The following is a 13582-nucleotide window of genomic DNA, read 5'->3' on the forward strand; positions in this document are numbered from 1 at the left end:
TCATTCCTTTCTTATAATCTCTACGTAAGCATATACTACCATATTTTTTCTTACTTATTTTTAAGAATTCATTGCATGACTATTTAAATACTTCATTTCTTCGCCTATATGACAGCTGTCATCTCCTTTAACTGACACTTATGCATACAAAAAATTCCTTTTTAAAGATACAATAATGACAAAATTATAAGAAAAGAGGAAAATAATGAGAAACAACAACAAAAGAATTCGTTTGCTTGATATATTAAGGGGCTTTGCTGTATTAGGAACACTTGGAAAAAATATTTGGATTTTTGCATATCTAGGGGATATTTCTTATATTTTTACATTCGATCATGCAATTTGGTGGACGTCACTTAATGATTTTATCCGGCTGGTCGTTTTATTTTTAGTAAACGGAAAGCTTCTCGGTTTATTAACAATCATGTTTGGTGTGGGACTTGAATTGAAATATAAACAATCTTTACGAAAAGGAAATACGTGGCCTGGCGTCTACCTATGGACTTCTTTTATACTTTTATTGGAAGGTTTCATTCATTTCACCCTTGTTATGGAATATGATATTTTAATGAGCTATGGGATAACCGCAATTATTGTCGCTTTTATTATTAAACGTGGTGACAAATGGATTAATCGATCTATGAAAATATTAGCCTTGTAAAACGATACAAGAAAGGCGGCAGTAAAATGATTCGTATTGTAATTGCTGAGGATCAAAAAATGCTTCGCGGAGCCCCCGTTTCTCTATTAAAATTAGAAGATGACATTGAAGTAATTGCAGAAGTTTCAAATGGGCTAGATGCCTGGAACATTATTACAAAACAACAACCCGATGTGTGTCTTCTCGATATTGAGATCCCCGACATCACTGGACTGGAAATTACAAAAAAATTAAGAGCTATGGGACATCCCGGCAAAATAATGATTGTTACAACTTTTGCTCGTCCTGGATACTTACAAAAAGCAATGGATGCAAAAGTAGAAGCATATTTACTAAAAGACGAACCGATTGACTTTCTTATTGAGGCCATTCGTAAAGTAATGAACGGAGGACGTGTGGTTAGTACAGACTTAGCTGCTACGCTGTTTTTAAAAGAAAATAACCCACTAACTGACCGTGAAGCAGAAATACTCTGTATGGTTAAAAACGGGATGACAACGAGAGAAATCGGTAAAACATTGTATTTAACAAACGGAACTGTTAGAAATTATTTATCATCTGCCATTCAAAAACTTGAAGCTGAATCAAGATTTCAAGCCATTCGTATCGCTGATGAAAAAGGATGGATATAAAACTTGAATTTCCCATATCAAAAAATTCAGTATTTTTGAAGTCTGTTTTTCCCATAGAGCAAGTACTATAATCAAATGAAAATTATATGAAAGAAATGAGTTAACTAATGAAACAGCAAAAGCAATATTGGAACGAGGTTGCACATGAAAAACAATTTACAACTCCCTTTCGTAAAGTTTCACTTTATCTCCGCCTTCCTCAAAGCATACTTGTAAAAGCACCACACTCATTTTCTGACATAACCTTTACTATAACACCTCTACAAAGGAGGAACTAATATGGGTCTCATTCCTTATAATGAAAGCGATGTTGATTTATTAGCACGTTTAATTCGTGCTGAGGCTGAAGGTGAAGGTAGACAAGGCGAACAGCTTGTCGGCTGCGTTGTAGTAAACCGTGTTTTTTGTGACTGCTTAGACTTTAAACAAATACGTACCGTAAGTGATGCGGTATATCAAACTCCAGGTGGATTTGAAGCTGTACAATACGGATATTTTTATCAACGTGCTCGTGACTCAGAAAAAGAAATTGCAAGACGTGTGTTACAAGGTGAATGGCGCTGGCCAGCAAGATGGTCCCTTTGGTATTTCCGGCCGACTGGTGCTTGTCCACCGGAATGGTATAATCAACCATTTGCAGGGCAATTTAAAAGCCATTGTTTTTATGAACCAATCGGGGATGAATGCCCGAAAATGTATACGCGATAATAACTTTATAAAATTCACCACATTCTATTAGTTACATCCTTAAGAATTCAAGGACGCGCATATACAAGTCCTTGAATTCTTAGTTATACTATTAATCACCTCAAACACAGCTTGATAATATAATTTGTGTTTGAGGTAGTATTCTATTCTACTTAGTTACAAAAATCCAATAAGGACACTATTTTCTCGGCACCTATTACAGATATAAGTAACGGTATCCGCGGACCACTTGGCTGATTGATAACAAGTCTATAAATGATTCTAAAAAGTAATTTTTGATTCTCTTTCATTATCTTTTTACTTTCATTATGACAAATTTCATATATCCGTTCCATTATCTTTGGACTATCCGCATTTGTAGGAACTATTTCACAAACTTCTAAAATCCACTTTTTCTGTACCTCTTCCAATGTTTCGTAAAACTCCCAATTCTTTTCTTTATTTACTTCAATCATTTTTTGCGGTTGTAAATTTCGAATCCAGTATTCCACACGATTACTTATTTTCATAATGTCAATCAAGCTATAATCTGCATCCACTTTCGCTAATATCTCTTGTAAAATATGAGTATCAAAGTTCACTAATGGCAAGACGCCTGCTACTTGATTAAATTTTGGTAAGCTGACATTTTCATCACTAACACTAACGCCGGAAAGCCTAATTACATCACGCAACTCTTCATTATTTAACTTATTATTTTGATAACCTTCTTTATATCTTTCATACTCAGTATAATTCCGAATCACATCCTCATCCATACCAATATGAAATGCTGCATTTGGTTTATATTTTGAAAACATAAATAGAATGACTTCTGGCAAATACACATTTAATAATTCACTTGGAGTAATGATATTCCCAGCAGAACTTGACATTTTTTGATTATTACCTTTTATGCCAATGAAATCATAGGCAACATAATTCGGTGCCTCATAATGAAAAATTTTACTAGCTATCTCCTTTGAAACATTATAACTACCTGTTTCGGCTGAATGATCTCTCCCACCCGGTTCAAAAATCACATCTTCTATCATCCATCTCATCGGCCAATCAATTTTCCAATTTAATTTCATGTGACTCGTTTGTATTACTGATAATACATTGTGACTCCCACATTCACACTCATATCGGATTGTTTCCGATGTTTCATCAAAATTTGTTATTTTTGTTGAATCTTTCCCGCATTGCTCACAATATAGCGTAATTGGATAAAAAGCCTCCAGCTCTTCTTCAAACGGTTCACTCGTTTTGAATTTCATTAATACGTCGTAGATTTCTTTTCTTCTTTTTAATGCTTGAAGTATATGTTGATTATATCTCCCAGTTTTATATTCTTCATGTTGATAAATAAACTCCACATCAATACCAAGAGTTTCTAATGATTTTTCAAATTCTTTTTCAAAATGCTCTGCATACGATTTATGGCAACCATATGGATCTGGAATATCACAATATGGCATACCAATATATTTCTCAAATGATGAATCAACGTTTTTTGGAACCTTTCTAAATCGGTCGTAGTCATCCCATGAAAATATAAATCGTGTCTTTTTCCCTAAATCTTGAAGTGCTCTTACAACAAAATAGGTCGTTATTATTTCTCGAAAATTACCTATATGAACAGACCCCGAAGGACTAATTCCGGATGCACATACAAACGTCTCTTTATTTGGATGTTTTTGAATAAGTTCATGCGCGATTTGATATGCCCAGTGCATATAATTCACCTCTTATTAATTTTTTATTTACTCATCCACTTCCTTTTCAAAACAAAAAAACTCTCGTCCTCAAGATTATTCATCTTGAGGACGAGAGTTGTTCACTTCGTGGTACCACCTCAGTTTATTAATATGTCACCATATTAATCTCTTCAGGTACGGCAATCATTTGCTTATACCCTATCTCTATAACGGGAGAACCCGTCGCATTATCCCTAAACAAGTTAGTTCCATGCACAGCTCCAAGTCTTTTTTCATTAAGGTTTTTACCCCTCCTTCTCAGCTACCGGAGTTCTCTGTATGCAATCATTCTTAACTACTCTTCTCTTCATTGCCATTTTTGTTATAAGTTATTTTCCATATAATAATTTATAATGTTATTGTTGTCAAATTTTTCCGAACTAAAAGGTTTGCTACTACTTCCATCGAATATATAGGTTAGCTTTATAGAAAGGAGAAAAATACATTGTTAGGAAAATTAGAATTAGTTATCGATGCTAAAGCAAACTTAGGAGAAGGCCCTTGCTGGGATGAACAGAAATACCTACTATACTGGGTTGATATTCTAGAAAAAAAGCTATTTATATATAATCCTATTACAAATATAAATCGTGAAATTTCATTAGACCAACAAATTGGATCTGTCGTTCCAGATGCATCCGGCAGAGTTATATTAGCAATGGAGTGTGATTTCTATTCTCTTGATCTTGAAACAGAGGAATTAAAACTTATTCATAATCCGGAGTCTCACCTGCCAGAAAATCGCTTTAACGACGGAAAGTGCGATCCCGCTGATCGCTTTTGGGCTGGCACTACCGATTTATATGGAGTCAGTGCAGCTGGTTCTTTATATTTCTTGGATACTGATTTTAGTGTAAAAAAACAATTAGAACATGTAAATACGTCCAATGGTTTAGCCTGGTCACCCGACCAGAAGTATCTTTATTTCATTGACACACCTACTAAAAAAGTCACTCGTTTTGATTATGATATACACACTGGAACAATTAGTAACCCAATAGATATCATTATTATTCCTAATAGTGAAGGATTACCTGATGGAATGACAATTGATGAGGAAGGCTGTTTGTGGATTGCACATTGGGGCGGTGCTAAAATCACAAGATGGAATCCAATGACTGGCGAAAAAATTCTAACAGTTCCTGTTCCGGCACTCAATGTAACTTCCTGTACATTTGGAGGACCTGACTTAACAGAATTATATATTACTACTGCCAGAACACGAACGAACCAAGATCAATTGGAAGTTTATCCATATGCTGGTGGCGTATTCCGAATAAAAACACAGGTTAAAGGGTGTCCAACTTATCAGTTTAACAGTACTTCAACAGAAGTCCCCTTCCTCAAGCACGTGTAGGGCATAGCCCAGGTGATAAGGAGGGGGCATTCACTCATAAGAAATCGCAGGCAAAAAAATGAATCGAATAGAGTACATTAGATAAGGAAAAAAAGTATCATGACTTTTGTTATGAAGAATCGCTTTCAAAATTCTCCCTCCTTATTTTTTTATTTTAATAAACATCCATTTACCTTCAAAATATTCCGTACTTTCGGTTTGGATTTCGCATTATTAATGGGCAAAAAAAAGCCTACCACTTAATCATATTTACAGTGGTAGGCTTTAGATATACTTTTATATGTTTTAAAAGAAGGGACAATCTATTTGATCAATAAATTCCCAAGGTTTATTTTCTACACATTCGGCGGGTCCTTTCTGTTCCATCGACACTTTTCTAAGAGGATTTACTTCAATTTTAAACATAGAAGTAGGTTCAATATACATGGAAAAAACATGGCTGCTAGGTAAAGTTTTAGATACATCAATATCGCCTACTTGTTTAAACAATTGCTGGGCACCGTATAAAAAAAATTTTGTTTCATCAGATTGCTTATTAATCCATGCGATCATTTCAGAAGATACAGATTTATTTAAATAGATTTTTACCCGATCACCACGCTTATACCGCTTACGCCCCATACTCACACCAACTAACTAATTGTTAAATTTGTAAATCCCAATTCTTTTTGTTTATGTTCTCTATACCGTGGGGAACATGTGTAAACTAATAATCCACGTGCATTTGTAAATAGAGGGTTATCTACAAATATTACATTTTTTAAACGACCTTTTTGTTTTAAAATAAGTTGCAAACTGTTTTTAATGATGACAGCGCCCCCGCCATATATAAATACATACGGATCATCTTTCATATCATCAATTTTATTAATAATATCCGTTGCAACTCGTGCAGCTAATCCTAGAAATGCTTGTTGTGACTCTTCTACTAGCATTGCATGCCTTGGGTGTTTCTCATTTAAATATATTTGATTAAACTCTGTAATACTATCTATTGTTTTTGTCGGATGCTTCCGATTCCATCTTGTAATAATCTGCAATAAAGTTTCTTTAACTCCATAGGACAATCCTTTACTTAATTGCGGTCTAAAATTCACTCCAAACGAAACAACTTCCTCAGTTGTACCCGCACCAATATCAAAAGATAATAATGTTTTATCCACAAAATCAATCTCAGTAATGGCGTCTTTTTCACTTTCAACTTTATGTTTTAAGATATTACCTTCTTCATCGTATACGATCCCCCAAGTACCAGATGCTCCTTCAGGTAAACATTTACAGAACTCAATGGATACATTTATCGTTACATCTCTTCCATTTGGATAATGAAAAATAACTTTATGATTTCCCATATAACGTTTAGCATTTTCCGCCGCTATTTCTTGCGTAATGGTTTGCATTGGAAGAGCAACTGATAAATCGTAGCGAATATTCATATGATCTAATTTCGGACTATGACGCATAGCACTAATTGCTAAACCTGATAAAATCGTTAGAACCATTAATTCATCTGTAGATTTATTAGACTTCTTCTCTACTTCTGTCCCTTTTAGCTGATCATTGATAACCTTTTGCCCAACAATGTAACGTACATTATTTAACATGAGAGATGGTGAATTTATAGTTACATCAATATGATTTTCCACTTCAGATATCGGTACATCTTCTTCATCCAATAAACCTGTCGGTTCCCCAATATATAGTGAATATATACTTGGAATATAAATCGGATTTTGGCCTTTCACCATTAATTTTAAACCGTTATTTCCAGCGTCTGCACCCGCTTTTAAAAGTATGGACATATTTACCCCCCAATTTAATCTGACATCCCTTCCAAATATATGCAAATAATAACTTTAACATTCAAACCAAATAGAAATCTTTTTCCTTTCTGTTTTTTAATATTTATTTCTAAACTGAGAAATAAATAATTAACTTTCATAAATTTATCTATTTGTGTAAAATGTATTTGACATTACTCCCTGTCATTTTTATACTATTACGTGTAAAGAGTTTTTTACACTTATAAAGAGGTGAATACGATGAATCAGAATAAGTTTATTTTCGTAGTTATTGTACTATCATTACTTGGAATACTGGCCTATAGTGCATATAAATATATGACCGAAGGAACTATTCTCGGAGGGACTATTTTTGTGTGCTCCTTAATAATTAGTTATTTAATAAATCATATGACATGGGGAGATCCAAACGGCGTGTCAGAAGAAAGTCAAGATGAAATGGGACAACAAATTACATATAAAAGTTTTAAAATTGGATATTTTGTATTAGTCGTTATTATGTTTATTTTATTGATTTGGTCAGAAGGATTTTCTACCTTATATTCGCTTGATAATATTCATAATCTCCCTTTATTTATAGCACTTTGTTCTTCATTCATTGTTATTCCACTTGTAGAATTCGTTGTTTCGAAGCGATATCAATAAAAGTATACATAATAGGAGAAGGCATTCCCTTACATAGGAATGCCTTCTCTTTCTTCTTCATATTTTTTACAGTAAGCTTTTTTGCTATAATTATTTACTTTTCTAATGATAAATATAAAACAAGCTGCCTTCCAATTGGGCCCATTCTTCTTTGACCTCTATCTTCAAATCCTACTTTTAAATACAGCTTTTGAGCAGGAATATTTTTTTCATTTACAGCTAGTACAATTTCATTTTTATTCGGAAAATAGGATGCTACAAAGTCATGTAATAAGGCTAATCCTTTTTTGGCATACCCTTTTCCTTGTTTCTCGTAATTGATAGAAAAGGCAACTAAAAGTAAAGCATTGGGATTATCTGTGTATTCTGCTACCCTCGTTCCTGATTGTAATGCAAAAATTCCTACTGGTGTATGATTCGCTAAAATAACAATAACATTTCGAGTTGTGTCTTTTTTAGCTTTTTCAAGCAAGTCACTTGGTTTTGCTGTAAATTGAATTTGTTCACTAGGTAAAATAAATGCGTCTATAATTTCTTTATATTTTTCATCATATGGAATAAGCTGAATATCTTCTGTTTGCAAATTCATTTTTATTTCCCCTTTTCTTCTAATTACTAACTTAAACCTTGCTGTGACTTAGAACGTACTTTTCCATCTAAAAAGGTAATCTCAGCAAAGGATTGTGGTGGATTTCCTTTCCAGGCAAAAGTTTGTTTATAGTTTGATGAATTTTCATTACCTTGATTTATAAGTAAATCCCCTTCAAATCCTATTAATTCTTTTACTTCGTTATATGTCATTCCTTCATTTATTTGTGAGAAAATATTCATATCAATTGTTTCTCTCTTCTTTTTTTCTGTGACAGTTGAAGAAGTTGTTGTTTGTTTCTTTATTTCTTTCTTTTTATCACACGCTGTCATACCAAAAATCACACACAGACTAAGACCACAAACTATGAGTGCGCATTTATTTTTCATCATTACAACTATCTCTGGTTTAAAAACGATACCCAAGCATATCTAAATGTAATATATCGCAGAGAAACCAGGATAAACCTCCTTCTTTGTTATGTTTTTTATTCATCATTTTCAGATAGTTTTATATAGTTTTATACACGGTGGATCTGTCGTAACTTCCTAATTATTATTAAACCATATATTCCCTTTTTGATAAACTGAATATTAATAATTAACAAAAACATCTCGCGCCATATAGCACGAGATGTTTTTGTTATCTTTTAAGATGATTATTTGATTGATCTTCTTGTTCTTTTCTTAATTCATTCTCTTCATCTTTTGGTAACTGTTTGTCGTTTTCTTTAATCGGATTCGTTTCTTTATTTTCAATCATATCATTTGGTACTTGTGGCATAACACGTCCAACAATTGCAGCAAGTTCATCAAGAATTCCTTCGCCAGCTTTTCCGTGCTTAATTTGATTCCCCATTCGCTTTAATCGTTCATACGTATCAACATCCGCTACAACAACTGCATTTGCACCATTTGGATCATGTTTTAAGCTTTCAGCGACAGAATACTTGATTGATTCTACACGAGTTCGATCCAGTTTTGCCTTTACATCAATGCCAACAACAGCATATTTTCCAATAACGACTGCGGTCGCATCTTTTACACCTGGTATACTAGAAGCTAAAGAAGCTAAATGATCTGCCACTTGTTCATTCGGTTTTGTTTTATCTTTTGTATAGCTAACATTTCGCATAGATACATTTTTTTGTTCTGGTTTTTCATGAGCATTCTCTTTTTTTCCTACACTACACCCTGTGATAGCAAAACAAATCATAAGCATATATATAAGGATTTTCATCATTTTCACCACTTTATCATTGATGTTTAATCATAAATCTTTTCGACAGCCTGCATCTTTTTCACTTTTTCTTCAGTTCCGTCATTTGCATTAATAAAAATTTGGTACGTATCTTTTCCTAATGTCCCGACAAATTCATAGCACAATACTTCTTTATGCACATCATTTACAACAACCGCCTTGCGTTCTTCCATTACTTTTACATCTGGATTGATTTTCTTTCTTGCATCAGCAGCCGTTAATTTTGCAGTTGGAATGGTGCGTTTTTGATGTGATGCTAAATATTCTTTTGCTGAAAAACCAACAATTGATCCATCATCTAAAGCAATTTTTATTTGAATTGCTTCTGGATAAATACGCACATTATTCTCATTCACAACGTACGTAAACACACCAATATTATCGTACTGTGAACTATCAAAGAGCTCCATATTGGTAAACTTATGGTCCTTTAAGAAAGTTAATCCTTTACTTCCTGCGTCATTTAAGCTAATTTTTTGTTCCTTAATTTCACGGTTATTCATTACCCATATTGGATATCCACCTTTTTCGGTAATATCCATATAAAATTCATTCTTTGTTTCAGGATCTTGAATTTTCACACTATAAAATGATTCTTTAGCACCTTTTCCGCTTTTCTCAACTTCTACTTTTTCATTGCCTTTTAAATTTAAAAATGATTTTGCTATTTTTGCCGCTTCCTCTTTTGAAATCGCTTTACCTTTTGCTTCAAAGCCGCCTTTTTTCGCCTTTTGCATGCTTGTGAAAGTTGGACCGAAATTATTTGAAGAATAAGATGTTACATTTTTCTCAACCGTCTTAAGCCCGTCAATAATCGTGTTATCCGCTGGATCTTTATTTGACGCAAGCGCAAGTTCTACATCCATCCAACGTAAATTATTTTTCAAAACGAGATGCTGTACTTTTCGAAGCTCATCTTGAATGTTGCCAGCATTTGAATATAGAGTTTGAAGCGCTTTATATTCTTGATCGTTTAAAGGTTCTTTCTCTAAATCACGAATGGCAGTGCGATAACTAAAATCACCAATATTCGCTAAAAATTCCTCGGTTTTATTAAACGGCATTAATGTTAAAGGTAGTTGTCCTACATCAGAACGAGCTTCCGATGTTAAACGCCACACATCCGCTAATGCCGGTGATAAAGATGTACGTGAATTCATTGCCAGTGTTGTTCCGATTTTATCGTGTAATAAATCAACCTCATACGCTAAATCATGAAACGCACGCTGATAGCTGTTTTCTGCTCGAATTAACACCGCATTTTTTTCTTGGTGTTCTTTATAACCCCAATACCCTGTTCCAACTACGCCGATTGTTAACAATACAATTACGATACCTCTTAACATTTCTTCACCTCCGCTCTATTTACAGAAAATATGTTTGCCGATTTTTTTAATTTGTGGTCGACTCCAAATCCATTTACTCGTTGCAGTATCTGGATTGAAATAATACAGTGCATTTCCAGTAGGATCCCAACCATTAATAGCATCTAATACAGCTTTTTTCGCCGTTTCATTTGGCGTTAAATAAATTTGTCCATCAGCAACTGCTGTAAATGCACGTGGTTCAAAAATCACTCCAGATACTGTATTCGGGAATGATGCACTTGTCACACGATTCAAAATAACTGCCGCAACTGCAACTTGCCCTAAATATGGTTCACCACGGGATTCACCATAAACTGCGTTCGCCATTAATTGAATATCATTTTGTGAATAACCATTTGGCACATTTGTACCTTTATTTTGGGCTGGCTTATTACTTTGTCCACCCGTGTTCCCTTTATTAGCAGTTGATTTCTCATACTTTGTCGCTTTTACAAGCATCTGCTTCGCCTTAGCCCCCGCTAAGCCATCTACAGGTAAACCGAACTTTTGTTGAAAATTCCTTAGTGCCCAATATGTACCCCAGCCAAATACACCATCTACTTTTCCCGTATAAAATCCGTTATATTTCAATCGGGACTGTAATTCAATAACATCCTCTCCAGAGGCACCTCTTTGAATTACTTGATTAGAAAAGGCTTGGACATTTCTCGTTTGCCCACTATTAACAAATACAGATATACCGATTAAGACAAACAAAATCAGTATTTTAAAAATAACTGTATGACGCATATGTTCCCTCCTTATTTGCAGTGATGATTTCATGGTTATGTTTTGTAAATAAAACGCTTTTATGTAAGGAAGACAAAAAAATCCAAACTTATATGATTTAGACTGCATGTACACAATAAGGAAAACGAATAAAAGGAGTTTATTATGAAGCGTATTTTTGCATGTTTCGTATTAGGAATTGTATTTGTTACAACATATTGCAATACATATACTCATTCATCAGTTGTTCACGCACAACCACCATATGCAAAATGGGGTAACTTTGCGGTAGAAAAAACGAAAGAAAACTATCCAAAAGCGCAAATTATTGATTACCTTCATATTGGAAGAAAACCGAAGACAGTAAATATAACAACTGAAAAATTTAAATTATGGCTGCGTGAAGATGGAAAGGAGTATGGTGTTTTTGTTGATGTAGAGTTTGATACAAGAACGGAGAAGTTTTTGAAAATTACATTTCAAAAAAGCAGTAGATAATGTTCAATTAACCAAGATTTTACAAGCTTTTACAGGATTTTATTTCCCCACCTATCTTCTGTTGTTTCTTTGATTCTTGACATTAGAATCTTATTGTCAGCGAATAGCGGGATTAAAAAAGAGGAAATCATCTCGATTCCCTCTTTTTTATTACTATTTAACTTTCACTTCTTGCTTAACTATACGCTCCTTCTATTTATGTATGATTAACGTTCTCTTGTAAATGATTTATAAATAATTTTAATGGTACTAACCCACGCTTTGGCATTTGACTACTCACTACTGCCACAAGTTCTAACTGTGGAACAATGATAATATATTGCCCACCATATCCCATTGCAAAGTACATACAATACGGTATGTGAAATCTTTCATTGTCTAATACCCACCAGTGATAACCATATGCTCCAACATGCTCATATGTTAAAAAAACAGCCTTACTCGATTGTTCAATCCAACTTGAGGATACAATCTTTTCTCCACTCCAGAATCCATTTTGCAAATATAATAGTCCTAGTTTTAATAAATCATCGGCCTTCATTTTCATACCAAACCCACCGACATGAATTCCTTGTGGATCTTGTTGCCACTCATATTCGGTAATTTGTAAAGGATTAAATAAATATTCCTTTGCAAACTGCTCCGTTGTTTTTCCAGTAGCAACTTGTAGTATATAACTTAACAGATGTGAAGAGCCTGAATTATAATTCATTTTTGCCCCTATCTCTTCCATTAACGGCTTCTGCAAAATATAATTTATCCAATTATCTGATTTCACGAAATCATTTGGAAATACAACTCCATTTCCAAACTCCTTCCACTCTTCACCAGTTGTCATTGTTAACAAGTGATAAATGGTTAATTCCTTCTTTTCTTTCGGTACATTGGGAAACCATTTTGCTATAGGCGTATGTATATCATTTATGTAGCCTTTATCTATTGCTATACCGATTAAAATTGATACGATACTTTTCGTGATAGAATTAATTTTATATAAATTGTGTGCGCATTCTTTTGTTTTATAATATTTTGTTGTTAACTCACCTTGTTGATATACGAGAAATGCATTCACTTTCTTTTTCATAAATTGATTTTCCAACTTGTAAAAATCCAATATGTATTCCTCCAAATGTATACTGTTCTTGTCTGTTTTTACTATTCTACTCAAATCAAATAAATATTTCTATTTCTATGTACTTTCTAAGAAAATATCCAATTTCACGTGTGGCAAACATATACTATAGATATAAGACATGGTCACTCATACTAAGTAGTTCCGTTTTCGTGGAAAAACACTTAATAACATACGAATTAGCATATCAATTAACATACGAATTGGTATGCTTTTTTCGTTGATGTAACAATATTTTCAAGGAAAACAAGTAAAAAATAACATAAAAAATAGCATACCAAATAACAGCGTGACAATAGTCATTGTCATTGTTTGAATTATGGTGTTAATTTTATTGTTACATGCTATGTTATTTCTAAACTCTTTTGAAAAAAAAGAGAAAGGTTATTGTAAATTTATGTTAAAATATATATAAAGATTGTGAGAATTTGTACTTAAACTGATGAGTCAGATTAGTTGAATA

14 protein-coding genes, 1 pseudogene and 1 other annotated feature are annotated in these 13582 nt (G+C 33.5%); of the genes and pseudogenes, 6 read left to right on the forward strand and 9 right to left on the reverse strand.

Features of this window, described 5'->3' with window-relative positions:
- Positions 1-205: 205 nt before the first annotated feature.
- The 3 genes and pseudogenes from ACM6HU_RS21890 to ACM6HU_RS21900 form a co-directional block, all read left to right on the forward strand.
- Positions 206-655 (forward strand): annotated as a pseudogene (locus tag ACM6HU_RS21890) (DUF418 domain-containing protein); the annotation flags it as partial.
- Positions 656-687: 32 nt separating this feature from the next.
- Complete coding sequence (locus ACM6HU_RS21895; RefSeq protein ID WP_016115045.1) at positions 688-1293, forward strand: response regulator transcription factor; 606 nt, start codon at positions 688-690, stop codon at positions 1291-1293.
- Between the two features lie 279 nt (positions 1294-1572).
- The gene (locus tag ACM6HU_RS21900; protein ID WP_016115046.1) at positions 1573-2001 is read left to right on the forward strand and encodes a cell wall hydrolase; all 429 of its coding nucleotides are present in this window, start codon (positions 1573-1575) and stop codon (positions 1999-2001) included.
- Positions 2002-2153: 152 nt separating this feature from the next.
- Here the strand turns inward: ACM6HU_RS21900 and lysS are convergent, their stop codons facing one another.
- Positions 2154-3719: a lysine--tRNA ligase gene (gene lysS, locus ACM6HU_RS21905; RefSeq protein WP_414848437.1), complete on the reverse strand. Its 1566-nt coding sequence runs from the start codon at positions 3717-3719 to the stop codon at positions 2154-2156.
- Positions 3720-3802: 83 nt separating this feature from the next.
- Positions 3803-4060: a binding site (T-box leader), on the reverse strand.
- Between the two features lie 125 nt (positions 4061-4185).
- On the opposite strand from lysS, the gene ACM6HU_RS21910 reads away from it, so the two are divergent.
- A complete protein-coding gene (locus ACM6HU_RS21910) occupies positions 4186-5097 on the forward strand; it encodes an SMP-30/gluconolactonase/LRE family protein (protein ID WP_077294742.1) in 912 nt (303 codons plus the stop codon).
- 285 nt (positions 5098-5382) lie between these two features.
- Here ACM6HU_RS21910 and ACM6HU_RS21915 read toward each other — a convergent pair whose 3' ends face one another.
- Complete coding sequence (locus tag ACM6HU_RS21915) at positions 5383-5718, reverse strand: hypothetical protein (RefSeq protein ID WP_016132852.1); 336 nt, start codon at positions 5716-5718, stop codon at positions 5383-5385.
- A gap of 11 nt (positions 5719-5729) precedes the next feature.
- Entirely contained in the window at positions 5730-6899 is a 1170-nt protein-coding gene (locus ACM6HU_RS21920; RefSeq protein WP_016115050.1) for a ParM/StbA family protein, read from the reverse strand.
- A gap of 240 nt (positions 6900-7139) precedes the next feature.
- On the opposite strand from ACM6HU_RS21920, the gene ACM6HU_RS21925 reads away from it, so the two are divergent.
- Positions 7140-7544 (forward strand): hypothetical protein, encoded by a 405-nt coding sequence (locus tag ACM6HU_RS21925; RefSeq protein ID WP_016132853.1) that lies wholly within the window; start codon positions 7140-7142, stop codon positions 7542-7544.
- A gap of 94 nt (positions 7545-7638) precedes the next feature.
- On the opposite strand, the gene ACM6HU_RS21930 is transcribed toward ACM6HU_RS21925, so the two are convergent.
- The 5 genes from ACM6HU_RS21930 to sleB form a co-directional block, all read right to left on the reverse strand.
- A complete protein-coding gene (locus tag ACM6HU_RS21930) occupies positions 7639-8133 on the reverse strand; it encodes a GNAT family N-acetyltransferase (protein WP_077294739.1) in 495 nt (164 codons plus the stop codon).
- A 26-nt stretch (positions 8134-8159) separates the two neighbouring features.
- Positions 8160-8522: a hypothetical protein gene (locus tag ACM6HU_RS21935; protein WP_033799655.1), complete on the reverse strand. Its 363-nt coding sequence runs from the start codon at positions 8520-8522 to the stop codon at positions 8160-8162.
- Positions 8523-8775: 253 nt separating this feature from the next.
- Positions 8776-9372 carry a YhcN/YlaJ family sporulation lipoprotein gene (locus ACM6HU_RS21940; RefSeq protein ID WP_033798907.1) on the reverse strand — a complete coding sequence of 199 codons (597 nt, stop codon included), beginning with the start codon at positions 9370-9372 and terminating at the stop codon, positions 8776-8778.
- A 26-nt stretch (positions 9373-9398) separates the two neighbouring features.
- Positions 9399-10739 carry a germination protein YpeB gene (gene ypeB / locus ACM6HU_RS21945; RefSeq protein ID WP_006095009.1) on the reverse strand — a complete coding sequence of 447 codons (1341 nt, stop codon included), beginning with the start codon at positions 10737-10739 and terminating at the stop codon, positions 9399-9401.
- Between the two features lie 15 nt (positions 10740-10754).
- Positions 10755-11510 (reverse strand): spore cortex-lytic enzyme, encoded by a 756-nt coding sequence (sleB, locus tag ACM6HU_RS21950; protein ID WP_077294733.1) that lies wholly within the window; start codon positions 11508-11510, stop codon positions 10755-10757.
- 144 nt (positions 11511-11654) lie between these two features.
- Here sleB and ACM6HU_RS21955 point away from each other — a divergent pair, with 144 nt between their 5' ends.
- Positions 11655-11987, forward strand: coding sequence for a DUF3889 domain-containing protein (locus tag ACM6HU_RS21955; RefSeq protein ID WP_414848438.1), 333 nt, complete (start codon positions 11655-11657; stop codon positions 11985-11987).
- Between the two features lie 196 nt (positions 11988-12183).
- Here the strand turns inward: ACM6HU_RS21955 and ACM6HU_RS21960 are convergent, their stop codons facing one another.
- Positions 12184-13101, reverse strand: coding sequence for a serine hydrolase domain-containing protein (locus ACM6HU_RS21960; protein WP_077294730.1), 918 nt, complete (start codon positions 13099-13101; stop codon positions 12184-12186).
- Positions 13102-13582: the final 481 nt, after the last annotated feature.

It is taken from the genome of Bacillus sp. IT-79MI2 (assembly GCF_949768135.1).
GTDB classification, from domain to species: Bacteria; Bacillota; Bacilli; order Bacillales; family Bacillaceae_G; genus Bacillus_A; species Bacillus_A pseudomycoides.

Bases quoted from the DNA above. Each gene is read 5' to 3' on its own strand.
- ACM6HU_RS21935 (WP_033799655.1), bottom strand. From the start codon at position 8,522: ATGAAAAATAAATGCGCACTCATAGTTTGTGGTCTTAGTCTGTGTGTG.
- lysS (WP_414848437.1), bottom strand. From the start codon at position 3,719: ATGCACTGGGCATATCAAATCGCGCATGAACTTATTCAAAAACATCCA.
- ACM6HU_RS21925 (WP_016132853.1), top strand. From the start codon at position 7,140: ATGAATCAGAATAAGTTTATTTTCGTAGTTATTGTACTATCATTACTT.
- ACM6HU_RS21895 (WP_016115045.1), top strand. From the start codon at position 688: ATGATTCGTATTGTAATTGCTGAGGATCAAAAAATGCTTCGCGGAGCC.
- ACM6HU_RS21930 (WP_077294739.1), bottom strand. From the start codon at position 8,133: ATGAATTTGCAAACAGAAGATATTCAGCTTATTCCATATGATGAAAAA.
- sleB (WP_077294733.1), bottom strand. From the start codon at position 11,510: ATGCGTCATACAGTTATTTTTAAAATACTGATTTTGTTTGTCTTAATC.
- ACM6HU_RS21915 (WP_016132852.1), bottom strand. From the start codon at position 5,718: ATGGGGCGTAAGCGGTATAAGCGTGGTGATCGGGTAAAAATCTATTTA.
- ACM6HU_RS21900 (WP_016115046.1), top strand. From the start codon at position 1,573: ATGGGTCTCATTCCTTATAATGAAAGCGATGTTGATTTATTAGCACGT.
- ypeB (WP_006095009.1), bottom strand. From the start codon at position 10,739: ATGTTAAGAGGTATCGTAATTGTATTGTTAACAATCGGCGTAGTTGGA.
- ACM6HU_RS21940 (WP_033798907.1), bottom strand. From the start codon at position 9,372: ATGAAAATCCTTATATATATGCTTATGATTTGTTTTGCTATCACAGGG.
- ACM6HU_RS21955 (WP_414848438.1), top strand. From the start codon at position 11,655: ATGAAGCGTATTTTTGCATGTTTCGTATTAGGAATTGTATTTGTTACA.
- ACM6HU_RS21920 (WP_016115050.1), bottom strand. From the start codon at position 6,899: ATGTCCATACTTTTAAAAGCGGGTGCAGACGCTGGAAATAACGGTTTA.